Here is a 22,849-nt window from a genome sequence, read left to right on the forward strand (position 1 = left end):
GTTTTTGCAGCCCAACATGCAATTTTTTTGACGAGGGAAAGGGAGGTTATACAGTTAGATGATTTGTAAAAAGGTAATGGTATGGTTTCTGACGGCACTTTTGGCAACGAACACTTTGCTGTGCTTGCCTAGTGTGGCAGGAGCGGAAAAACAAGATGTAAAGGACGGAATGCAACTGGACCAAGCAGATTTGGTACAGAAGGAACAGGAGATCACTAATGAAACAGTTTCTTTTGATCCGCCAACTTCTGTAACAAACAGCGTTTATAATGCACTCATGATGAGCTTGGCGGCAACGGTGGAGTATACGTCAATCGTTATCGAACCTGGGGAAACCTATGAATTCGAGAATACAGATACGATCAGTAAGTCCATATATAGCAACGCTTCTCAATCAAAAGGCATTTTGTACGATAGTGTAAGTTACAAAGAGGACGGAGACATCAGCACTGTCCATATGGACTATGGCATTAGCCCCATTGGTGTTCCTGGGGGAGGCACAGCGTTTATTACGAATACAGGAACAGCAGCATTAACCGTAAAAGTAACGGACGTCTTCACCTACAGTACATCGGAGGACCCGGCACTAGAGCGAGTTACGGTCTCTAAAAATGAAAGCTATCGGATTGTGAATGAAGGATGGACTGCCCGTTCGATTCAGCATGATGGGTCAAATGCAGACAATCGCCGTTTTGATTACGCAAAATACAAGGCGGACGGAACTTTATCCGCATCTGATCTTAATAGCATTGCTCATCCCTCTTTGGGTGATGGCGAGGAACTGATTATTACAGGTTCCACTGCCAATGCGGTGACCTTCGGATTTCCATACGGCAAATACAGTATAGAAAGCACCGGCGAGCCAGCTTATGCGCGGGTTACCCTAAATCAGGGGGAAAGCTACCAATTTATCAATGTGGGAACCCGATTGGATACGGTGGAAAGTGACGGTACATCTAAAGATAAACTTGACTATGTTGTTTATTTGGCAAACGGAACAGAGGCTTCACGCGGCAGTGGCACTACGGCGAAGCCGCAGATTGCTGTGGACAGATACGCGGTAATTACCCAGGTCACTGCAAATCCGGTTACATACGGGGCTCCATATCGCAATTTTATTGCTCGTCCTGTGGGTGGTGATGCAATCAGTCGTGTGGAGCTTGAGGTGGGCAAGAGCTACATTTTCCACAATAATGGTACGCTAATGAATCCGATCTACAATAACTCAAAAAAGGTAGGAAGCTTGTTCGACTATGCGATTTACAAGCCGGATGGAACGGTAAATTCCTCTGGTTTTAACAGCCAGTCTGGTCCCATGATCCCGCCTTCGGGATATGCCATTGTGACTGTGATCGGTCCGAGTCCTATTATCTTTGACTATACAGATGATTTTTCCTGGGAAACGAGTAGCCATCCTGCTTTCTTGCGGGTAACACTTTCGAAAGGTGAAAGTTATGCTTTTACCAATATTAGTGATCATTTGAGGAATCTGCACAGCACAGCCAAAACCGTTAAAGGAAAATATGATGTGGTTCTGTACAAAGCAGATGGTACAGAGCAATCCAGGCGCAATACCGGGAACTCAACCTTTTTGGTTGGTGCAGGTAAAAAGGCCAGTGTGACGGTAACCAGTGACACGCCAATCACGTTTGGTGGTATCTATCGGAGCTTTAAGGCCAGCGAAGATGATAATGGTATCGGGCAAACGACGCTGGAGCCAGGAGATTCGTACATTTTCCGCAATCATGATAGCAAATCGAATTCATTGCGGCATGACAAAAGTAGTGGAAGTGCACGCTTTGATTCGGCAAGCTATCGAGGGCTTCGTTTACTGACATCAGATCATTTCAACAATACAGTGGACCCAGAGATTGTTGCAGGCGGTGAAGCCATTGTCACCAATGTATCCGATCGGCCAATCACCTTTAGTTACAGCAGTAAGGTAGAGGCTATGCTTAACGCACAGGCAGCCTTCCATCGAATTACATTGAAACGCGGTGAAAGCCGGAAATTTATCAATGTAAGCACTTTGGACAAGGCTCTGGATGTCATTTCAGTCAGCGGTATGAAGTGGAATTACATCAATTACAAGGCAGACGGTACGGTGTACAGTCAGGCCAGTGATACGACTCAATTGCCGTTGGTACAGGCTGGTGGATATGCCATTGTAACGACGGTTTCGGATGTGCCAGTGACTTATGGAGCTGTATTAGGAATATTCGATGTTGAGGCTGCCGAGGTGCCAACAGGCAATCAGGTTACCATCAAGCAGGGAGAAAGCTATGTATTCCATAATATTGGCTCACAGGCTTCCTCATTAACCACAGATGCTTCAGACACAAGCCGTCTCTATGACTATGCCATGTATGGAGAAGATAGCGGTGTGAATTCCAAGGTGGATAGAGCAGGTATGAGTGTTTCATTACCTGAAATCTCACTTGGAGCAGGAGGTACGCTTGTTGTAACCGTCACTTCGCCGCAAGCTGTAACCATTCATTTCAACAATGACATTAAAGCAGATCCAAGCACAGAACCAGCATTATTAAAAACGTCTTTGTCTGGCGGCAAGCAGGAAGTATGGATCAATCGCGGGAGCCAGGAAGCACCTGTTTTGACGAATGCGAAAGCAACGGGTGGAACATATCAGTTCACTGTTGCAGATCGTGTTGGAAAAGTGATTAGAGAACATAAAGAGGCGACAGACACTCAACAGCAAGTGCCGGCTAACGGAAATATTCATCTCGCCGTAGCAGCAACTACTCCTGCTGTTAACTTTGGAGCACCTTATCGTGTATTTGCTGTAAAAAATAACGATGACAGCAAGCTGGACGAGCTCATTGAACTCATAGAAAAGGAAGCTGACTTTACGGCAGGTCAGCAAGGAAAATATCGTTTTACACCCAAAGAAGACGGAATTTACCGTTTTGCGGTGAAGGAGAAATCAAACTTTGCTGCGCAACAGCCAATTGTAACCTTGTTTACGGACCCTGATTTTAGTAGTCAGCTTGTCTCCTCAACTGAGCAAGCGCAAATATATGGTTGGGATTACACGGTCTTAGAGTATGAGATGAAGGCAGGTCAAACGGTTTATGTGAAGCTGTCAGAAAATAATGGCGGTGCATTACAAACCGTAATTAAGGCAGCCCATATGGCACTTGGCAAGGACACTTCATATGAATACGGCAAAGGGAACCGACTGAATAAAGTTATTTTTTCCACAGGAGATCAAATCGAGCTGAATTATGATGTAAACGGAAACGTCAGTATGCGGCTGAAAAAGGTATTTCCTTTTACAAATTAAATAGGGGTGAGCGAGTGTTTAAACGTTATATTTGTAGTCTACTATGTGTGCTGATGTTACTGGGTCCATGGAGCACATGGGCATATGGAGAAGCAGGTCGTGGAGAGGCAGCAACTTCTCAGTCTTCTACGTCTTCTACTCCGCAGATTATTACCAGAGCTTGGCTTGCAGAGCAAACAGGTAAGGATCAGGCGTGGGTCAATGCACAGTTATCCAAAGGCTATACTCTGTATGATATTTATAAAGCATGGCAAAAAGATGGTGGAGAAAATTCATTACCAGAACAAAGTCCAAGCTTGTGGGTACAGCAGAATGGACTGACATTGAGCACAAATACAAAGGTGGAACCATCCGATGAGTCGTCTGCGCTGAAGGAGGGCGAAAAGCCCGCTCAGACCACCCAGGATGAAAAGGCAACTCAACATCCACTAGATAAGGAAGAGGGTAAAGAGCCGGCTCCAAACACGACTGAGATGGATATCCCATCTATACCCCGAGTAAATGATTCCGTATATGCTCCGACTCTAGGAGAAAACGGACTGATCGGGCAGGATTTACTTAAACAAAGTTTATTGCAGGTATCTGCTACAACAGATGTGTATGCTCCTTTTGATCAGGTGGCGATTGCACAAAGCAGGTTGAGTGATGATACGTCGCGTTATGGAATGGATTATGGTGACAACAGTGTGTCCACCGCTTCAGGACAGCTCGTTGTTCAAAATACGGATTTGGTACTGCCGGGATCATTGCCCTTTGCACTGACTCGTGTGTATAACAGTTCATTGGCAAGTAACCAGCTTGGTGTGCAGCAAAATGAAGGGTTGTATACAAACACAAGTGCGATCCGCGAGGAAGAAGCAGCTTCTGGTCTGGGGAGAGGCTGGAAATGGGATCTTCCTCATATGCAGAAACAGGATGGTAAACGGTATTTATATATTCCGGGAATAGGCTCCTATGAACTGCGAGATGATTTGAAGCTTGAAGGATATGCATATAAAGACCTGAAGATCGGAACAGATCAAAGCGCAAGTGTGCAGGGAGTAAGCAGTGCATACAAAATAGCAGTACTGAATGGAAACAACTATTATCTCGATCAGGACGGTTATTTGATTTTGATCCAGGATGCGTATAAGAATCGAGTGGAATTTGATTATACAAGTTCTGGTGGAGCAAAGCTTATTCGTTCGATTCGAAACAATGATGGCAAAGAGCTTGATTTCACTTACAATGCTGGACAGCTTGTTGTTAAAGAGCAAGGCACGGACCATCAGTATACCTATCGACAAAGTAGTGAGGGAAGCAGCAAGGTGCTGTCAGAAGTATTGGATTCTCTTTCCCGAAGCACAAGCTATGCGTATACATTCATGGATGCTCCTTTTAATGTGGTCATAGATGGTGAAGGAAAGACTGGAGCCCTAAAGCCCAATGAAACCGCGTTGCTTACACGAATTGTACGACCTACTTCATCGATCACAGACATTCGCTATGAAGCCTATAACAAGCAGATAGGCGTGTACGGTACACAAGGCGTGTTCAAGGTGGCTTCACGCGCTGATATGTACAGTACAACTGCCGGCGATCGTTTTTTAAATAAAATTGATTTCGCGTATTCCGGAGAAGATCTAGCCAGTTATGGCAAAAATGCTGAGTGGACGGTGGTTGCCAAAGGGACGCGTACAACAGAAACCTTCCATTTTGGTAAAGTCTTTAGAGGAGATAACACACCAGACAAGCTTGTTCTTAACCGCTATGATCAAGAGGGTGATTCTACCGGCTATCATATAAATTACACATATAATGATGCCATGGACTGGAATTTGCCTGTGCAAATGCAAGAGTCGTATACGGAGGGAGGTTCTTCGTCAGAACCTGTAACCACCTCCTATGGCTACAATGAATATGGTCTTCCACTAAAAGTATCCCAAAGTACCGGATTGGAGACTGTTCATACGTATAAAACCTCTAGTGAGCCTTTTTTCTGGGTTCAACCTACCCAGACGGTTACTAAAATAAGTGAAGGAAAAACTGGAACGACAGTTCGAACTTATAAAGCAGAGGGTACATTGTATGAACTGAAAAACTATGAAGGTACAGAGCAAGGAAAGCTTTTATCACATACCTATACTTTTTACAATGTAAAAGGGAATGTAAGTGGTCAGAAAGTTCTTATTGATGACAGAAACTATACGGATGTTTCTATTGATTATAAATCTCCCTATGGTTCTCAGCTCCCAACAAGACAGCTTTTGCCTAAAGGTGTTGAGTATACGTATGATTACTATCCGACTGGAGAAATCAAGTCCCAAACCGATGCCAAGCGCAAAACAGAGTCCTACGTATATGACGCTTTGGGACGTGTAACGAAGGTTACTTATCCGAATGGAACTCAGACGGTTGTGGTGTATAAGGATGATACGAACGATGTCACCGTCACCGGACCAGATGGAGTAAGTGCTGAAAGAATGTATAATCCATTCGGACAGATACTCCAGCAGCAGGTGGGTGATGCGATTTACGGATATGGTTATGATGATCATGGAGATATGGTAGAAAGCACGGATGCTGAACAAGCAACCACTCGCTATGCCTATGATGCCTTTGGACGACCCGTGAAGACGACCTATGCGGATGGCACAACAGACACCGTGACTTATAATGCAGTGGATCGTACTGTTACTCAGACGGATGCGTCCGGTTATCGTGTGCGTGAAGTATCAGATGCTTTAGGTCGTGTGACTTCCACACAAGAAGCTAAAAATGGATCATTTCAGCCGCTGGAATCGTTAGCTTATAATTATGCGGATATGGTCACTAGCCGTACAGACGGTAACGGCCAACGTATGACCTATGATTACGATGCACTGGGACAAATGACCTCCGTCACAGATCCATCTGGACAAAAGACCAGCTATATGTATGATCTGGCCGGAAATTTGAAGACCGTTCAGTATCCTGATGGGCAAAAGAATATGTATTCCTATGATGAGCTGGGCAGACGTATGTTACTGGAAAAATCAAGCGGAGGAACAACGCTCAATATTTATGATACGGATGGAACCATCACCCGTATGCTGACAGGAAAATCGCAAGCGATTACCTTTCAATATAACTCGTACGGGCTGGTTACCGAAGCGGCGGGACCGGATTTTAAAACCAATTATACCTATGACCTTGCGGGACGCCGAACCAGCATGACAGATGGGCAGGGAACGACCTCGTATGCCTATGATCCAGCAGATCGGTCGTTGACCGGGCTGAAGTACCCGGATGGCACACAAATAACCTACGAGTACAATAAGCAGTCTCGTACAGGCTATGTGCTAACAGACGCAGCAGGCACGTCTATGCACGTTCAATCCAAGCTGGACAGTGTGGGCCAAGTTACTCAAATGGACATTAGCGCCGGGGCTGGTATAGCAAATGTGCAAAGCTTGGGAGAAGCGAGTGCTGCTGCGGGCGGATCATTGGATCATATGACATTTGAGTATGCTCCGAATGGGTTGCTGAAAAGTCAGTCTTCAAGCAGAGGATTGAGTACGCGATTCAGCTACAACGGACTGGATTTGTCCGGGGTTACGGTAGAACAAGACGGTACGGCGCTGCACCAATTTGGTTATGAGCGGGATGGGAATAAAAACATCATCGGACGTACACAAAACGGAACCACGGATCAATTTGGATATGATCCGTCCAGCCGAATCGCCAGCGAAGCCGCAGGTGAGAAGAATAAGACCTACAGCTACGATCCGAATGGAAACCGAAGCACCGAAGGCAGCGGCAAAGTGTTTGGTATGACAAACGCCAGTTATGACTATGATTCCGTCAGTCGTCTGACCCATGTGAGCGGTGAAGGCAAAGAGGTCAGATACAGCTACAATGGAGACGGTCTACTGTACGAGCGTACGGAGGATGGTAAAACGACTCGGTACTACTACGACGAAGAAGCGAAGCTGATTGCAGAAGCCAAGGTTGAAGGTGGAACAGCGAAGATCACCCACGCCTACGTATATGACTTGTCCGGTCAACTGTGGGCCAGACAGGACAAGTCAAGCGGGCAGTTGCAATATTATCAGCTCAACGGTCATGGTGATGTGATAGGCCTAAGTGATACTTCGGGCAAGGAACTGAATAGCTACAGCTACGATATCTGGGGCGGCCCAGAGAAGGTCAAAGAGACCGTTCCGAACGTGCTGCGTTATGCTGGCGAGTATTGGGATGACACGACCGGGCTCCAGTACCTACGGGCTCGCTGGTACGATCCAGGCACAGCGCGTTTTATGGGTGAAGATACGTATCAGGGCGAGAGAAACGAGCCGCAGAGCTTGAACTGGTATGCGTATGCAAATAATAATCCGTTAAAGTATATTGATCCAAGTGGACATAAAGTTTGGCTAATTCACGGTACTTGGGCTGATTCATCTACATGGGACGATAGTAAGGTGTATATTGAAAAAGAACTTTTCCATGAGCAGATCGAGACTGTGGAATGGAGCGGGAAAAATAGAAATGGTGCACGAGTTGAGGGGGCAGAACGTATAGCAATTAAAATTTATAATTGGCACAAAGACCATCCGAAAGAACCTATAAGAATTATGGGACATAGTCATGGAGGAAATGTTTCTATAATGGCAATAAATATTTTGGCTAAACGTGGGATGCATGTGGAAACGCTTGTTACTATTGCAACACCAGTACGAGGATATAGGCTGAAAACAGATGTAGGACAACACATTAATGTATACAATGATTATGATCTTGTACAAAAAGAACTTGGAGGTAGTATTTACGCTTTGGGGCAAGCAATGCGCACATTCAGTGGCGCTGAGAATGTTAAAGTTAAATTGTCGTCGTATTATTCTAACCATCGAATCGAAGCTCATTCTGTAATGCACAATAATCCTAATATTTTGGATAAATACGTAAAACCACGAGTGTTATGGCACAACTTTTCTAAAGCCAGATATGAAAGTTATAAAAAGAATCAGAATAGGTACTAATTACTAAAAACAATTTGCTTATTATGTATTTTGGGATAAATATTTTGTTAAAAGCGTTTAAATGTAAATTTTTGCAATATTAGTGACATTTTAGCGAGACTGGAGGGAAGGAAATGAAAATGCCTATTTGGTTTAAAATAATATGGATGATTCCTATTGTTATAAATATAGCGGCGTTCATATGGTTTATTTTAGGTTCAACAGGGGGCTTTCAACGTGGGCATGATATCTTGGCAACTGCTACATTAGTCATATTTGGAGTCCCGTCTATTATTATCGTATTAATATCATTAACGTATATATGGCAAGGATGGCCACCATTTAATGGTGTGAAATATTTAGTATCAGCGATATTGATGGCATCTTTATTATTTTGTTCTTATTATTTGGTTGATGGGACTCCTACACGAGGATGGTTATATGATGATGTTAGAAGTGATCCTGTGCGATTAACATCAGATCATAAATACGAGTATCGTATTGATCTAATCAATCCTTTTCAAAGAAATAGTCGGGAGCAATTACATTTGAAAAATGTATCAACAGGAGTAGAAGTGAACATCCCTATCGTTATAAGAGCAGAAAGGGATATCTACTCTACTGGAGGTAGCGAGGGCTGGGATTGGGGTGTTTTAAAACCGACAAAAGTACCGAATCAATACGAGCTGTCTACATTGGATGAACATAACAACGGTAGGTATGGTATGGATCCGAGAGTTTTTTTAATTGATGTAGAAGCTGGAACAGCACAGGTATTGAAGTAGGATTTGAATTATTTAACCACAATACGAGATAGTTTCGTATTGTGGTCTTTTTTCATTATTAGTTCTGAATTATTAATAAATCACTAAATAACCTTAATACAAATGAAAATATCAACTGCTTACTACCCGGGTTAGTTACTTAACCTACAGGACAAAGAATAGGATCTACGTCTACGATCAAAACGGCAACCGAAGTGTCGGGTCCGGTTATTTGTGGTCAAGAAAAGGCAAGCGGGCAATTGCTATATTATCAGCTCAACGGTCTCGGTGATTTGCTAGGGCTAGAATGATAGTTTGGGCAAGGAACTGAATAGCCACAGCTACGATATCTTGGGGAGGTACAGAGACGGCCTAAGAGAACTTTCAGAACGTGCTACATTATGCTGACGGAGTATTAGCAATCCTAAAGCTTGAACTAGTATGCGTATGTGAATAGTAACCCTTTGAGGTTTATTGATCTTAGTGGACATTTCCTTTCGGTGATGGGATATGCACTGGTTAACAAAGACACTAGCGTATGGAGAGGAGAGCGGGAATGATATCCCACAAACAGTGGTTACTCAGATGCCATGATGATTCTGCAAATGCAGTTGCAAATAAAAAAATTCCATTGCATTTAATCCTGCAGTACCTTCATTAGGTAAATATGGTTTTTAGTGATAAGCACTTACGCACTCTAAAGCATACAAGGCTTGGCAAATGGTCAGAAACCATAAAATGGACTCCGTAATAAATGCTTTGAAGGAGAAGAGGTATAAATGAAAGTGAAAAAAATATTGTTATATCTAAGCATTCCGTTGTTGTTGATATTTGCAATCATATTGTTCATTGCTTTACCTTGGCTTCTAATATTCATAGGGAATCAATTAGAACCTAATCCTTCACACCCTGAAATCACATATGGGAAATTTCCATTTCGTTTGGAATATGAAATTAACGGGCAACGAGAGGTTATTCAAGATACTTTAATATGCGAATATGATGGCATTGGTTCAAATGAAGCTCGCGGCAAATATCGTAAGTGGAAGGAAAGATTAGCCGGTGGAGATAGATTACTACCGGTGCTAGAAGTCAATAGCAGAATAGAAATATCCTATTATCCAGGGATTGCAGAGTACTATATGGGTGATTTGGATAGCACCGACGAGTATCAGCAAACCGTTGCTGACTCTATATTTATTGAACAAGAAGGCATTATCATTAAAAAAGATGGAAGGGTTTTTGAAAATGATGGAAGGACTATTAACACTCAATTTTCCAATTCAAATGAATTACTTGATAAGTACCATATTAAACTGATAAGCTGGGACTCTACCCCACCAATCAAGGATAATTTTCCTGAAGCCAAATAACGAGTAACTTAAAACAAAATTATAAAGCACTTGAAATTCCTTATGGTGATTTCAGGTGCTTTTTTTTGCGTCTCCGTATAATTCTATAAATCTAGTAACCTAACTATGTCATTTGGGGGATATAGCTTCTTCATAGGAGAAGGCATACAATCCATTTCATTTTTATCCTTCTAAACACAGTCGATTTATTCACAACTTTGTAACCTTCTCTGGCAGGGGGGTTGCGAGATTGTTTTCAAATTGTTTTACTATATTTACCTACTATAGTCTGTTAATCTATTAATATATATAGGGGGAACGAAAAGACGTCAGGTTCAGTCGGTTCATATGCGTTTATGTTCTATATGTTGAGTGAATGTCTATATTGCCATGTCTATATCGTCATGTCTGTATAACTTCATAGACAAGCTAGAGATAGCTCCCGCACATTATAAAATACAGCACAGGATGGTGTAATGAATGAGGCTTTTAAATGCAAAATGGATGGCTGTATGCTTGATGGCAATCTGTTGTTTGGGTTTGCTAGGTATACATACGAATACGGCGAGTGCACAAGCGAAGGCTCCTTTGCTGGGGGTCAATGATGTGTTGCTAGATTCGAATACCATTCAGCCCGTAATGAAAAATGATAAGTTGTATGTTCCTATCGTTACATTAGGGCAAAAGATGGGGATTTCTACTTCGGCCAACGGAAATACATTGGTACTGACTGGACATAATCGCAGCTTTACGCTGGATTTGAACAAGGGGGATGTGTTCGAGCGTGGAGATCGTACAATGGTGCCCATTCGCACTTTGACCGATGCGTTTGGCTTCACTATTACGCTTCCAACAAGTAATCTGTATCGAATTCAGAACGCAAATGCTAGTTTGTCTGATGCTCAGTTTTTGAATACATTCGCAATAGAAATTAAACAGTATGCAGCTGTCAAGCCAGGCAAAACTAGCAATACAGGCAGCACAGAAAATGCCAAGCCTTCCAGTCGTACGATTTATTTGAGCTTCGATGATGGTCCTACGGCGCATACGTCACAGCTGCTAGATATTTTGGATAAATATAATGCGAAGGCTACGTTCTTCATGCTGGGACCTGAAATTCGTCAACATAGCGCAGTGATGAAAAGAATGGTAGAGGCGGGTCACGGTTTGGGCTTGCATGGGATGACGCATCAGGTGAAGAAAATCTATGCATCCCCTGCAGCAGCACTGGCAGAGATGAATCAGGATAACGAAATTTTATTTAAAGCTACAGGAAAACGCACTTCTTTGATTCGTACACCTTATGGCAGCAAACCATATTTGAAGAAAGCATACCGCGATCAACTGACGGGTGCAGGCTATCATATTTGGGACTGGAACATTGATTCCAATGATTGGCGTTATACTAAAAATCCAGAGCATTTTGTACAGACTGTCCTAAGTGATATTAAAAGATTGAAAAAGCAAGGCAGAACACCAGTCGTTCTTATGCATGATAAGCCATCTACGATCAAGGTGCTTCCACAAATCATGGCTGCTTTGCAGAAAGAAGGCTATTCGTTCGAGCCGTTGAATGATAACATGACTCCGCTTAATTTTTGGAATGATCATCGTTAATTGAATAGCATGAAAGAAAAGGCACCTTTTCAACCATTTATATAGTGGTTGAAAAGGTGTCTTTTTGTTGTATTTGCTCGGAGTTGTGAAGTTTGCAGCATGCTTTATATGAATCTATGAATTCATGTCTATGCACAGGTCATATGACTTTACGGGTTACCATGTCGCTGCATATATTACAGTAACCGCCCCGAGAGGAGGAGAGGTATGAATATTAATCCGAATATGTTTAGTATGATTTGCGCTACCGCAGGAGCCCTTATTACGTTTGCCTTTGGCGGCTGGAATCAGCTAATGGTGCTATTCACGGTTGCAATGGCTGTTGATTATGTGACTGGAGTCGCCGCAGCAATTAAGACTGGGCAAGGTTTGAGCAGTAAAGCCGGCTTTTGGGGGCTGGCGAGAAAGGCTTTAATGCTAATGGTGATTTCTTTGGCTCATCACGTGGATCTCCTGATGGGTACCGAAATCATGAAAGGGGCGGCGACGTATTTTTATTTATCCAATGAATTAATCTCTATTACGGAAAACTGTTCACGAATGGGTCTGCCGCTCCCACCGAAGCTCAAGAATTTTTTTGCCCTATTAAAGGACAAGGAGTCTGATGGTAAAAATGGCGGAAAAGATCGCTAGAATTACAAAGTTTCTTTCCGTATGTGGGGCGTTATGATAAAATTTTCAAGAGAACATTTTTAAGATAAGGAGCCTATACGCATGATTAAACATATTGTTTTGTTCAAATTGAAAGACCGCTCCCCTGAAAGCATTGAGCACACAGCATCCATTTTGCGCAGTATGAACGGCAAAATCAAAGAGCTGCTGTCACTCGAAGTAGGTACGGATGTGATTCGTTCGGAACGTTCTTATGATATTTCCCTTACCGCTGTTGTCGAAACACTGGAGGATTTGCAAACGTACCAGGTACACCCTGTGCACCAGGAAATTATTGTACACATGAATGAAGTGAAGGATGTATCTATCGCAGTTGATTATGAAATCTAAAGCGATTACTGGAGGTGCAGGACCTTGTATTATGTCAACCGGGAACAAATTGAGCTTCGACTAGGGGCTGTTCCCGACATTGTCGCCGGACTTCGCCAGACTTCTGCTGCCTGGAACGGCGATCTGTTGCAGGGACTAGTGCAGGAGCGCTGCCTTCATCTGGCGATAGAGACGGTAACGGACGTAGGAAGCTATATCATCGACGGATTTATTATGCGTGACGCCAGTAGCTATGAGGATATTATCGGTATTATTCATGAGGAAGGTGTACTGGATGATACTGTATTTCATTCGCTAGTAGAGCTGGTAGGCTTACGTAAACCCCTAGTACAGGAGTACTTTCATTGGGACCGGACAAGCCTTCACCCGCTTACACCAAAGCTGCCTGGGTTGCTGGAGCTTTTTGCATCTAACGTGCATGATTATTTAAATAAGGAATTGGGTCCCCAGCCCGAGGGAGTGTAAAGGCAAAAGTGACGGATAAGTATATCGTACCCGAAATGCCCACTAGGCGCATGATCATGACATTATTGAAAACCCAGGGACCTGTGGGCGTCGGAAGCTTGGCAGCTCAATTGGGCATTACCGAAATGGGAGTGCGCAGGCATCTCAAATTGATGGAGCAGGATGGTCTGATCGTGGCTACGATCGTGAGACAGGCGATGGGACGCCCGACGTTTTTATACAGTCTGAGCGAGCAGGGAAGCGAGCAGTTTCCTCGTAATTATGATCATCTGTTACTGGAACTGTTAGAGGAGCTGGATGAAGAACAGGGAATGGAAGCTGTTTACTCGCTGTTTGATGGTAGAAAACGTAAAATGATGAAGCGCTACGCCCCTCACATGGAGGGGGAGACTACACTGGCTTCACGTGTGGAAAAGCTTTCGGGCATCCAAAATGCTTCCGGATATATGGCAGAGTGGAGCGAGGAAGAGGATGGTAGCTACTCAATTGTGGAATACAATTGTCCTATCTCTCAAATTGCAGGCCGTTACCGCAAGGCTTGTGAATGCGAGCAGCAAATGTTTGAGGAGCTGCTTGATGCCGAGGTTGTTCGTGAGGATTGTTTAGCGGATGGGGGTCGCTGTTGCCTGTATCGTATCCGCTCTAAAAAAAAGTAAAACTTTTCAGGCTTGTTTTCTGTATCATGACAAGCTCTCCATGCTTATAATGCACTAACAGATGGGCATTCGCCCGGGCACAAGGGAGAGATGATGATGAAGGAGAACTGCAAAAGTTTTATCCGAGGCGCGTTGGCAGGCAGCATTGTTGGTTCGGTTGCTGCTTTGTTATTTGCCCCTAAGTCAGGTCGTGAGCTGCGTCAGAATATTACAGATCAGGCGCGCAACGTAAGTGATAAGGGACAGGAGCTAGCGGGGAAAATTTCAGACACCTCAATTGAGTATACTGACAAAATTAAGGAGACAGCCTCAGCCGTCATTCATGAAATCGGGCAATGGCGTAAAAAGGGTGAAATTGTTCCTGAGGTTAGTATTTCATCAGCGACTGTTCAAGAAGATACGGAAAAAGATGCTCTGTAACGGTCTGTAAAAACGTAGGCGAAATACTGAATACAGTTTGAATTCGTGGCTTCTCCCGTTGGGGTGGAGCCTTTTTATTGATCACTTCCTCGTTTTAGGGTAATCTTTTGGGGTACCTTTTACACGAATACGACATAAGGTATGTAGCAACGGATAGCTTTCCGAGATGAAACAACTCATATTTGAACAAAAAGGAAGCGGTGTGTACGTGCAGCAAGCGATTGCAATATTGGATTCCGGTGTAGGAGGTTTGACGGTTGTAAAAGAAGTCATGCGTCAGCTTCCGCGGGAAAAAATCATTTATTTTGGAGACACTGCGCGCACTCCGTATGGCCCCCGACCATCGGAAGAGGTTAAAAAATTTACAGAGCAAATGGTTGATTTTCTGATCCAATTTGATCCGAAAGTCATTATTATTGCTTGTAACACGGCTACTGCCGCGGCATTGGACTATATAAGCCAAAAGGTATCCATTCCGGTGATCGGAGTCATTCACCCCGGGGCTCGTGCTGCGATCAGCGCGACTGCTACCGGGCATGTCGGAGTGATTGGGACTGTCGGTACGATTCGAAGCGGAGCGTATACAGCTGCGCTCAAGCAATTGTCTCCTTATGTAGACGTGGTGAGCCATGCTTGTCCTGCGCTTGTTCCATTAGTGGAACAAGGGTTATTCCGCTCCAAGACGACATCGCAGGTTGTGGAGGAGACATTGAGACCTATTCAAACGTATCCGATTGATTGTCTGATTCTTGGTTGTACGCATTATCCTTTTTTGAAGGAAACGATTCAAGAAGTCATGGGACCTGCAGTAAAGCTCATTAGCTCGGCAGATGAAACGGCGCGTGAGACGAGCACCATTTTGTATAACAAAGGCAAGTTGGAAGCTGGGGACGAAACGCCGGTACATCAGCTTTTTTGTTCCGGCGATCCTGAATTGTTCCAGCGCATTGCCGCACAGTGGCTCGGGGAGCAAATTCGCCAAACGCCTGTCGTCTGGCAAGTCACCAATTTGGATTAACGAGACAACCGACTTTTTTGTCATTGGACAAATGAAGTCGGTTGTTTTGCTTTTCGCTACATCAAGACACGCCGCGTCTGCATAACATGCAGTAAGGCAGATGGAAGGGGCGTAGTAAGATGAGGGAATATATCGTTCAAAAAGGAGATACATTGCACCGGGTCGCCTCGGCTTTTAAACTATCGGTGGATACTTTAATCGTAGATAATCCGTGGGCCGCCACGCAACCCTATCTGATTAGTGGTCAAGTGTTATATATTCGTCCGTCTACGGATCGTAAATACGTTATTCAGCCTGGTGAGTATGCAAGACAGATTGCCAAGCAGTTTGGTGTGGAGTTTGATGAGTTACGGCTAGCCAATCCAGGACTTGCGGAGCATGATTTTACGGAAGGAAAAACAATTGTTATTCCCGAAGACCATCAGGATCAGATTGTACGATTACGTGGAGAGTATGGATATGAAGATTTAAAGGAAGACCTAGCGTCCTTGGCCCACAGATATCCATTTATTGAAGTTGGCAGCATTGGCACCAGTGTCATGGGGAAGGATATTCCTTATGTACGTATTGGGCAGGGAACGCGTAAAATTCATGCCAATGCTTCTGTTCATGCTAATGAATGGCTGACGACGCCTTGTTTGCTGCGTTTTATAGAGCAATATGCACAAGGGATCGATGGGACTGAAGAACATGTAGGGACCTCTCAATGGGTGTATGGAGGTTCTCCGCGGGATTTGCTGGAGCATACATCCTTATGGGTGGTCCCGATGGTCAACCCGGATGGGGTAGAGCTGGTGCAACAAGGTGTACTCCCAACTCATCCGTTGTATCATGACCTCAAAAAGTGGAATGAAGGACGTGCTGATTATCGCGGTTGGAAGGCCAATATTCGTGGTGTTGACCTCAACGATCAATTTCCGGCATATTGGGAAGAAGAGGTACGCAGACGCGGTAAAACAGGTCCGTCTCGACGAGACTATGCAGGACCTGCACCTTTGTCTGAACCAGAGTCCAAGGCGCTTGCCGATCTGACGGAGCGCGAACAGTTCGACATGGTGTTATCCATACACAGTCAGGGACAGGAGATCTATTGGAATTATCGGGATCTAGAGCCTAAGGAGAGCCGAGATTGGGCCTTACGGCTAGCTGCCGCAACAGGGTACCGGGCAGTAAAACTGGGTGGTAGCGATGCAGGGTACAAGGATTGGTTTATACAGCGATTTGGTAAACCAGGGTTTACCGTTGAAGTCGGTCTAGGTGTAAATCCGCTGCCCATGCGTGATTACGATGATATTGCAGCAGAAGTGGGTATGTTAATGGCAACAGTGCTGTCATGGTAAAAAATTCGGCCTACTGAAACGTATCGAATCATTTGCGCGTATTAGGAGGAACACGTTTTTTATAAGTGTTCCTCTTTACATGTCCCTTCAATGGGGTATATATACTTAGGAGCATTGGAAATGGAGTGAACAACCTATGAAGTGGAAAAGACTACTATCTCTCCGTCAATGGTCACATGTATTTCGTCGTATGCCCCGATTGATTACTTCATCAAGGATTCCGCTGGGAGAAAAATTACTCTTTGCGGTGCCTGTGTTGCTCTATTGGGTATTACCTGATGTCATGCCGTTTATGCCCATCGACGATATTGGTGTGACGCTATTGCTTATGAATTGGTTTGTTACCCGTGCCGAACGAAAATATCCAGATGTGCTTGAAAAACAGCATGTACGTGTTCGGTAGATAAGCTTATGAATTTCGTGATTGCGATTTTTCACGATTTTCTTTACAATAGGAATATTGCCTTTTGCTATGCTGAACATAATTGTGATCTATCGGCTCATAATGATGTTTCAGGCGCAGCTGTGCTGCCGTAGTACCTCTTTCCCTCTGGGATAGAGGCTAATTATTTGAGTTGTTGATTTTACCCGCTAGGTTGTGTGGTGTGGATATGTATCCAATGAACCACATTTCATTTAATGAATATGAAGGAGATGAAGTTTGATGAACTGCAAGATTACTCGTAACGCAGCTAAAGTATTGAAACTTGAACTGGATAAGGAAGAGAACCAAGGGAAGAGCCTGCGCGTTGTTATTACTCATGCTCATGGAGATCATGCTCATTACGGGCTGGATTTGGACACGCCTAAAGAAACAGATACTGTCGTATCTACAGATAAAGGCATTGACGTCATTTTGGAAAACGGCCAGCCGCTGCTGGATGGTGTAAAAATTGATTACTTGTACTTCCCCGAAGAAGGATTTGTCATTACTAACCCTTCCCAAGGTAATCACGGCGACCACTAAGCCGGAGCTCGGAGGGATGACAGATGGCCAATGACATTCGCGTATGTGATGAATGCAATCATATCCGCTTGAAAACGATCTTGCCCAAGTTGCAAAAGATGGCACCAGATGCCGAGATCAAAATCGGCTGCAAATCGTATTGCGGTCCTTGTGGGAAACGGGCGTTTGTGTATGTGAACGGACGTTATGTGAGTGCGGCCACAGAGGATGAAGTATTGGAGAAAGCTGCGCGCTTTATCAAATAGTTCCAGTACGCAGCATTTGCAATTTTTGAATAGTTCCCCTTCTTCTGATCCATGCTAATGGATGTAGAACACTGCCCAGAAGGAGGTGTGACTCATGGCCCAATATGATTCCAATCTCGACAATCACAGCGTTGAGGCTCAAACACAAAACTCAGTGGACAGGCTGCACAATGCCGTCTCTCAAGCATTGTCACATCCGGCTGAGCAACTGATTGAACAGGCGGAGCAATCTCGCACTCATGCGGAACATGCCATACAGCAGGCGAAGGATAGCCTTGGTGACGATGCAGTAGAAGTTGCGGAGGACATGCTTGGTGAAGAGGTACAACGGCTTGAACAGGCTAAAAAAACGTTGCGTTCCTAAGCATTTGTGAATGGTAACGAGCGCAGTCGAGTGACAATCCATATAAAAAAGCACGATCCACAGCACCTACAAGCTGATGGATCGTGCTTTTTTGTTATATGCAGGGCGGTTATGCGATCGGCATCCTTAAAAGAGTTCGGGGAGGATGCTATGTCAGCAACCTCCCACAGAAAGTCTATTAGATACAGAAGGAGTTACATCTTTGTCTGTGGTTCCCATTCGCGAATAAGATCGTATGTGATAACCTGATCAGATATGTTCAACCGATTGAGAGCTTCGGTATATCCCGGTCCGCAGGCGTTGACATCTGTAGGCTGGCCTGTACTCAGTTTGTAACAGGTTCCTTTGGAGAATGTACCGTCCTCCGATGGAATGTAGTACACTCGTCCATCGGTGAAAGCACCAGTACGCAGTACAACCATACGAGGCTTCCCGCTAAACAGATCGTTTCCCATAAAATGATATGGTTTTGTAGAAATCCCAAGTAGGTGCATGACGGAAGGGGTCAGATCCAACTGACCTGCCGGTTCCGTATACGTGCCTGCCTGGCTTCCATCAGGAAGATGCACAAGCAATGGTACCTGATTCATGATCTTCTGCATGTCGAGATCCGTAAGTGGCTTGTCTAAAAACTTCTCATACAGTGCTTTGTCTTTAATAGAATTGTCATGATCCCCATAAAACATCAGGATCGTATCATCCCACAATCCGTCTTTCTTCATCTGATCTACCAATTCACCCAGTGCTTCATCTACATAATGGACAGATTTCAGATAGTCTCCGAACATGGTACCTTCAAACTCGCCAACATCTAAATCTACCGCGTCAGGTGACAGGTTGTACGGATGATGGCTCGAGATACCGACCATATAGGCGTAGAACGGCTGCTTAACTTCGGTGGTGAGATCATTGAGCGTTTGACGGAAAAAGGATTTATCTCCCAGGGACCAACCCAGCGGCTCATCTATTTTAAAATCTTTTTTACTGTAGAACTTGTCATAGTTCATCGCCTTATACATGGTATAACGGTTCCAGAAGCTGCTGTCGTACACGTGAAACGCATTGGGACTATACCCAGTATTCTTCAAAATGGAAGGTAACGTATCGAATTTATGGTCCGCATAACGGATAAATACGGAGCCTGTAGGGAGCGGATGCAGCGAAGCATGTGTAGAGAAGTCCGCGTCCGAAGTACGGCCCTGCGCAGTCTGGTGAAAATAATTGTTGAAATACATGCTTTCCTTCGTCAGTTTGTCAAAATTAGGCGTAATCGCTTGACCGTTGATCTGTTTGCCGATAAAAAAGTTCATGAACGCTTCAGCTTGAATGACCATCACGTTTTTGCCCTTATACTTGCCAGATAGATCATTTTTAACCTGAAGCAACTTCTGGTGCTGATTAAACCATTCCTTATCCTTATCGGATTCTGCTTGAGCCAATGTAGGCTGGGGACCAAGGTGATCCTGACCATAGCGGTAGATGTCATATCCATGAAATCCGATCAATCCGGTTACGTTGTACAAGGCCATCGACCACCAGTTGCCGACAAATATGCCAGTTGCCCACGTGGAGGTATAATATTTGATCGGCCCAAATGTCAATACATAGCCAATCAGGAAGGCCAATGCTCCTTTGGAGAAGCGAAGCAGAAATCTCTTTGTGAACGAGCTTCGGGATGTTTCTAAATAAGTATCATTCGTTGTAAGTCGACGTCGTAAGGAAGCCACAAATATGACATACGGAATGAATAGAATCCAGTCTGCAAAAAAGAAAATGTCCCACCAGTACATAAGGGATGCGATACTACCGCCTAGAGAATCAACTTGTCCGGCTTGAAGTAAGACGGGAATCGTAATGAAATCCTGGAAGTACCGATAGTAAACCATGTCGGAGTATATGAGCGCGGTGAGCAACATATCGAGCACCACAAGAGCAATCAAACGTCCGCGACGTGGCAGCCATAAAGTCCAGAAGCTCACAAGTAAAAGCGAACCAATAGCGATGACATAATCCAGCGGATTCATGTCAATATTTTGGGCATGTAAGTTATAGTGAATCAGTACGAGCTTGCCGATCATAAGTACAAGAAACAGACCTAATCCAAAATATTGAGACAGCAGCATTCTGCTGAACGTGTTACCAGTGCGACTTGCACTGGACGTGCGAATAAGCAACACTTTACCCCCTCTGGCAGAAATGTTCGGCTAGTATAAACTACATATTAACGTAATGTTAAAACCGAAATGCCTTTAATTATTATAGCGCTCATCTCGCGCATTTCAATGATTAAGTAAAGAAAATACAGCACAAATCAGGCCAGAACAACGAACAGAGAGTTCGTTTCCTGGCCTAGGCTTCATCATATTTAAGGCTGCAACGGCGAAGTATCTTTGCGGCGCGGAGGCAGAGGGCCTAGATACTGATAGTATTGACATTCGATCCGGCCGTTAAACAACTTCCGGCGTTTGTCTGCTTTACGGCCCCAATAATGCTCAAATTGCTTGGTGGAACTGATGGCAAAGAAGGACCAAGTCTTCATTTCGGCTGCCGTGCGTGCGAGTGAACGGATCAGCTTTTCCACCTCGGATTGCTCGCTCAGTCTCTCGCCATAAGGTGGGTTTGTAATCATCACACCATATTGTCCTTCGAGTCTGACTTTAGTTACAGGCATCACCTTAAGAGGGATGTCTTTAGCAAAGCCTGCTGCTTTTACAGCTGCCTCAGCAACTTGTATGGCATTTGGGTCGATATCGCTACCTGCAATTTCAAAAGGAATGTCATCGCGGGTCAAATCCATCGCCTCGTCGCGAGCCTGATCCCATAATTCTCTGCCAATGACAGGCCAGTCTTCCGAGTTAAAGGTTCGTCTCAGGCCTGGCGCAATGTTCCAGGCTTGCATGGCAGCTTCGACCAACAAAGTGCCGGAACCGCAGCATGGGTCATAGAATGGTCGGTCAGGGCTCCAGCGACTAAGCTGAATAAGAGCAGAAGCCATTGTTTCTTTGAGAGGCGCCTCTGTAACGAGCTTACGGTAGCCACGTTTGTGCAGTCCTGGACCGGTCGTATCAAGTGTCAGCAACGCACGATCATTCAATAGAATGACCTCAATGACGTAACGAGGGCCATCTTCAGCAAACCAATCTGTGTGGTAGGTTTCCTTGAGCTTCTCTACAATCGCCTTCTTGACGATTCCCTGACTGGCTGGTACGCTACTAAGCTGTGATTTGTGCGAACGTCCCTCTACGGGAAATTCACCATCTACAGGAATCCAATCCTGCCAAGGCAATGCTTTGGTACCCTCGAACAGCTCGTCGAAAGTAGTTGCAGCAAATTCACCCATTTTTATAAGCACACGGTCTGATGTGCGAAGCCACAGGTTACACCGGCATATATCCATATAATCTCCGGTAAAAACGACGCGGCCATTTTCAACGGTCAGATCTTCGTACCCGAGTTCTCTGAGTTCCCGGGCCACGACGGCTTCAAGTCCCATTGGCGCAGTTGCAATTAGTTGCAGTTGAGTCATTAAACGTATTCACTCCGTCCCCATAATCATGTAAGCTTGGTTCAATCCCTATAGTATAGGTCATTGTACTCGAAGAGACAAATCATTAAGGTGAAAAATTTACGAAGGACACCACGTCCAACCTACGTTATGATTAAGCAAGAAGGAGAGATGAACCGTGGAAATTACACCAAATATGACGCCTGAACAATATGTAGACCAGCTGGTACAAGAGGATGAAGCACTGCGCAGTATCAGGGAGGCTATCGTTAAAGAAGGTATGCCGGAAGTATCCGTTGCCCATCCTTACGGAAAACTGTTGACCTTTCTAATTGAAGTATCTGGCGCACAGCATGTATTGGAAATCGGCGCATTAGGCGGCTACAGTGGATTATGTCTGGCCCGTGGGCTGGGAGAAAAGGGTCGCATTGTGTCACTGGAGCTGAAAGAAGCGTACGCAGCGTTGGCACATCGACATATGGAAAACAACGGCTACGGTGACCGTGTCGAATACCGTATCGGACCCGCAGCGGACAGCTTGAAGGAACTTCAGGAAGAGGGAAGAACTTTCGATTTTTTCTTCATAGATGCAGATAAGGAAAATTACCCGGTGTATCTGGAATATGCGATTGCTCTGGCGAATCCGGGTGCCATTATTGCGGGAGACAACTGTTTCCTTCGCGGACGGACGCTGAATACGGATAAGAACGGCCCTGCCGTCCAAGCCGTGAGACGGTTTAACGATACGATAGCAACAGATCCGCGGCTGGTCAGCACGCTTCTGCCAGCTTACGATGGATTGGCGCTAGCTCGAGTTAAATAGCATGCATTCCATATGTATAGCTATGTAAAAAAGA

General features: G+C 44.6%; 19 protein-coding genes. 17 read left to right on the forward strand and 2 right to left on the reverse strand.

Annotation, left to right across the window (positions count from 1 at the left end; all coding sequences use genetic code 11):
* Window positions 1–58: 58 nt before the first annotated feature.
* The 16 genes from NLX78_RS01005 to NLX78_RS01080 all read left to right on the forward strand — a co-directional run bounded on the left by NLX78_RS01005 (window position 59) and on the right by NLX78_RS01080 (window position 18,487).
* Entirely contained in the window at window positions 59–3,301 is a 3,243-nt protein-coding gene (locus tag NLX78_RS01005; RefSeq protein ID WP_254349401.1) for a hypothetical protein, read from the forward strand.
* A 14-nt stretch (window positions 3,302–3,315) separates the two neighbouring features.
* On the forward strand, window positions 3,316–8,298 hold the full coding sequence (locus NLX78_RS01010; protein ID WP_254349402.1) for an RHS repeat-associated core domain-containing protein: 4,983 nt from the start codon (window positions 3,316–3,318) through the stop codon (window positions 8,296–8,298).
* Window positions 8,299–8,411: 113 nt separating this feature from the next.
* Window positions 8,412–9,062, forward strand: coding sequence for a hypothetical protein (locus NLX78_RS01015; RefSeq protein WP_235308012.1), 651 nt, complete (start codon window positions 8,412–8,414; stop codon window positions 9,060–9,062).
* Window positions 9,063–9,820: 758 nt separating this feature from the next.
* Window positions 9,821–10,414 carry a hypothetical protein gene (locus NLX78_RS01020; protein ID WP_235308013.1) on the forward strand — a complete coding sequence of 198 codons (594 nt, stop codon included), beginning with the start codon at window positions 9,821–9,823 and terminating at the stop codon, window positions 10,412–10,414.
* Window positions 10,415–10,873: 459 nt separating this feature from the next.
* The gene (locus NLX78_RS01025) at window positions 10,874–12,010 is read left to right on the forward strand and encodes a polysaccharide deacetylase family protein (protein ID WP_254349403.1); all 1,137 of its coding nucleotides are present in this window, start codon (window positions 10,874–10,876) and stop codon (window positions 12,008–12,010) included.
* A 207-nt stretch (window positions 12,011–12,217) separates the two neighbouring features.
* Window positions 12,218–12,643: a phage holin family protein gene (locus tag NLX78_RS01030; protein ID WP_028542844.1), complete on the forward strand. Its 426-nt coding sequence runs from the start codon at window positions 12,218–12,220 to the stop codon at window positions 12,641–12,643.
* 81 nt (window positions 12,644–12,724) lie between these two features.
* Window positions 12,725–13,012, forward strand: a complete 288-nt coding sequence (locus NLX78_RS01035) for a Dabb family protein (RefSeq protein WP_013309679.1) — start codon at window positions 12,725–12,727, stop codon at window positions 13,010–13,012.
* A gap of 24 nt (window positions 13,013–13,036) precedes the next feature.
* A complete protein-coding gene (locus NLX78_RS01040) occupies window positions 13,037–13,477 on the forward strand; it encodes a DUF86 domain-containing protein (RefSeq protein WP_023987986.1) in 441 nt (146 codons plus the stop codon).
* 8 nt (window positions 13,478–13,485) lie between these two features.
* A complete protein-coding gene (locus NLX78_RS01045; RefSeq protein WP_254349404.1) occupies window positions 13,486–14,133 on the forward strand; it encodes a helix-turn-helix transcriptional regulator in 648 nt (215 codons plus the stop codon).
* Between the two features lie 96 nt (window positions 14,134–14,229).
* The gene (locus tag NLX78_RS01050; protein ID WP_061828623.1) at window positions 14,230–14,553 is read left to right on the forward strand and encodes a YtxH domain-containing protein; all 324 of its coding nucleotides are present in this window, start codon (window positions 14,230–14,232) and stop codon (window positions 14,551–14,553) included.
* 208 nt (window positions 14,554–14,761) lie between these two features.
* Entirely contained in the window at window positions 14,762–15,571 is an 810-nt protein-coding gene (racE, locus tag NLX78_RS01055; RefSeq protein WP_023987989.1) for a glutamate racemase, read from the forward strand.
* 119 nt (window positions 15,572–15,690) lie between these two features.
* Complete coding sequence (locus tag NLX78_RS01060) at window positions 15,691–16,911, forward strand: M14 family metallopeptidase (RefSeq protein WP_254349405.1); 1,221 nt, start codon at window positions 15,691–15,693, stop codon at window positions 16,909–16,911.
* Window positions 16,912–17,047: 136 nt separating this feature from the next.
* Window positions 17,048–17,314, forward strand: coding sequence for a hypothetical protein (locus NLX78_RS01065; RefSeq protein ID WP_029516685.1), 267 nt, complete (start codon window positions 17,048–17,050; stop codon window positions 17,312–17,314).
* Window positions 17,315–17,575: 261 nt separating this feature from the next.
* Window positions 17,576–17,878: an iron-sulfur cluster assembly accessory protein gene (locus tag NLX78_RS01070; protein WP_013309686.1), complete on the forward strand. Its 303-nt coding sequence runs from the start codon at window positions 17,576–17,578 to the stop codon at window positions 17,876–17,878.
* A 23-nt stretch (window positions 17,879–17,901) separates the two neighbouring features.
* A complete protein-coding gene (locus NLX78_RS01075) occupies window positions 17,902–18,123 on the forward strand; it encodes a YuzB family protein (protein ID WP_007429791.1) in 222 nt (73 codons plus the stop codon).
* Between the two features lie 94 nt (window positions 18,124–18,217).
* The gene (locus tag NLX78_RS01080) at window positions 18,218–18,487 is read left to right on the forward strand and encodes a hypothetical protein (protein WP_061828621.1); all 270 of its coding nucleotides are present in this window, start codon (window positions 18,218–18,220) and stop codon (window positions 18,485–18,487) included.
* Between the two features lie 194 nt (window positions 18,488–18,681).
* Here NLX78_RS01080 and NLX78_RS01085 read toward each other — a convergent pair whose 3' ends face one another.
* A complete protein-coding gene (locus tag NLX78_RS01085) occupies window positions 18,682–20,664 on the reverse strand; it encodes an LTA synthase family protein (RefSeq protein ID WP_254349406.1) in 1,983 nt (660 codons plus the stop codon).
* Between the two features lie 188 nt (window positions 20,665–20,852).
* Window positions 20,853–22,013 carry a THUMP domain-containing class I SAM-dependent RNA methyltransferase gene (locus tag NLX78_RS01090; RefSeq protein ID WP_023987994.1) on the reverse strand — a complete coding sequence of 387 codons (1,161 nt, stop codon included), beginning with the start codon at window positions 22,011–22,013 and terminating at the stop codon, window positions 20,853–20,855.
* Window positions 22,014–22,170: 157 nt separating this feature from the next.
* On the opposite strand from NLX78_RS01090, the gene NLX78_RS01095 reads away from it, so the two are divergent.
* A complete protein-coding gene (locus NLX78_RS01095; protein ID WP_254349407.1) occupies window positions 22,171–22,815 on the forward strand; it encodes an O-methyltransferase in 645 nt (214 codons plus the stop codon).
* The last annotated feature ends 34 nt before the right edge of the window (window positions 22,816–22,849 follow it).

Source organism: Paenibacillus sp. Lou8.1 (assembly GCF_024213565.1).
Lineage (GTDB): Bacteria > Bacillota > Bacilli > Paenibacillales > Paenibacillaceae > Paenibacillus > Paenibacillus polymyxa_B.

Coding starts and splice junctions, on each gene's coding strand:
- NLX78_RS01005 (WP_254349401.1), top strand. CDS start 59: ATGATTTGTAAAAAGGTAATGGTATGGTTTCTGACGGCACTTTTGGCA.
- NLX78_RS01015 (WP_235308012.1), top strand. CDS start 8,412: ATGAAAATGCCTATTTGGTTTAAAATAATATGGATGATTCCTATTGTT.
- NLX78_RS01020 (WP_235308013.1), top strand. CDS start 9,821: ATGAAAGTGAAAAAAATATTGTTATATCTAAGCATTCCGTTGTTGTTG.
- NLX78_RS01025 (WP_254349403.1), top strand. CDS start 10,874: ATGAGGCTTTTAAATGCAAAATGGATGGCTGTATGCTTGATGGCAATC.
- NLX78_RS01030 (WP_028542844.1), top strand. CDS start 12,218: ATGAATATTAATCCGAATATGTTTAGTATGATTTGCGCTACCGCAGGA.
- NLX78_RS01035 (WP_013309679.1), top strand. CDS start 12,725: ATGATTAAACATATTGTTTTGTTCAAATTGAAAGACCGCTCCCCTGAA.
- NLX78_RS01050 (WP_061828623.1), top strand. CDS start 14,230: ATGAAGGAGAACTGCAAAAGTTTTATCCGAGGCGCGTTGGCAGGCAGC.
- NLX78_RS01060 (WP_254349405.1), top strand. CDS start 15,691: ATGAGGGAATATATCGTTCAAAAAGGAGATACATTGCACCGGGTCGCC.
- NLX78_RS01065 (WP_029516685.1), top strand. CDS start 17,048: ATGAAGTGGAAAAGACTACTATCTCTCCGTCAATGGTCACATGTATTT.
- NLX78_RS01070 (WP_013309686.1), top strand. CDS start 17,576: ATGAACTGCAAGATTACTCGTAACGCAGCTAAAGTATTGAAACTTGAA.
- NLX78_RS01075 (WP_007429791.1), top strand. CDS start 17,902: ATGGCCAATGACATTCGCGTATGTGATGAATGCAATCATATCCGCTTG.
- NLX78_RS01080 (WP_061828621.1), top strand. CDS start 18,218: ATGGCCCAATATGATTCCAATCTCGACAATCACAGCGTTGAGGCTCAA.
- NLX78_RS01090 (WP_023987994.1), bottom strand. CDS start 22,013: ATGACTCAACTGCAACTAATTGCAACTGCGCCAATGGGACTTGAAGCC.